General features: G+C 71.3%; 1 protein-coding gene. It reads left to right on the top strand.

Annotated features, from left to right (window positions below; all coding sequences use genetic code 11):
* Positions 1-4 precede the first annotated feature (4 nt).
* The coding region (locus tag AC1DY5_RS56690; protein WP_478122878.1) for a pseudouridine synthase at positions 5-1,110 on the top strand (1,106 nt) is incomplete at its 3' end.

Genomic DNA, 1,110 nt, shown 5'->3' with positions numbered 1-1,110 from the left:
GCCCATCGCCGAGGTCGTCGCGCCGCCGCCGGCGCAGCCGGTCGAGGCGCGCGCTGCCGAGGCCGCGGCACAGGACGACGTAGACGAAGAAGAGGAAGAACCGGACGAGGAGGAGGACGACCTCGACCGCGCCCGCCGGGCCGCCGAGCGCGAGCAGCGCAACGCGCCGCCGCCCGAGCCGATCCGCTTCGCCGACGTCATCTCGGGCCAGTTCGATGCCGACGAGGACAGCCCCGAGGTGCCGCCGCTCAAGCGCGTGCTGCTGCCCGAGGCCGATTCGCCCAAGTTGCACAAGGTGCTGGCCCAGGCCGGCCTGGGCTCGCGGCTCGAGATGGAGCATCTGATCCTGCAGGGCCGCATCTCGGTCAACAACGAGCCGGCCCACATCGGCCAGCGCATCCAGTACGGCGACCAGGTCAAGATCAACGGCAAGCCGATCCGCTACCGCATCGCGCCGCCGCCGGCGCGCGTGATCGCCTACCACAAGCCAGTCGGCGAAGTCGTGACGCACGACGATCCGCAGAACCGCCCCACGGTGTTCCGCAAGCTGCCGCGCCTGCAGCAGGGCAAGTGGCAGTCGGTCGGCCGGCTCGACCTGAATACCGAAGGCCTGTTGCTGTTCACGAGCTCGGGCGAACTGGCCAACCAGCTGATGCATCCGCGCTTCGGCCTGGAGCGCGAATACGCGGTGCGCGTGCTCGGCGCGCTGAGCGCCGAGGAGAAGAAGCGCCTGCTCGAAGGCGTCCGGCTGGACGACGGCATGGCCCAGTTCGGCACCATCGAGGAGGGCGGCGGCGAAGGCTCCAACTGCTGGTACCGCGTCACCATTTCCGAAGGCCGCAACCGCGAGGTGCGCCGCCTGTTCGAATCGGTCGGCCACGCGGTCAGCCGCCTGATCCGCATCCGCTACGGCGCCATGGTGCTGCCGCGCGGACTCAAGCGCGGCGCCTGGATGGAGCTCGACGAGCGTGACATCCAGGCCCTGTTCCAGGCCGCCGGAGGCGCTGGCGAGCGGGCGCCCCGGCACGGCGCCGGGCCCAAGGGCCAGGGGCCCGGGCAGGACAACGGCGGCCGCAATCGGAATCGCAAGCGCCGCGGCAATCGCAACGG

The organism is Variovorax sp. P4_D9 (assembly GCF_056401695.1).
Note: the sequence above shows the minus strand (reverse complement) of the source record. Positions and strands in the feature narration are given on the sequence as shown.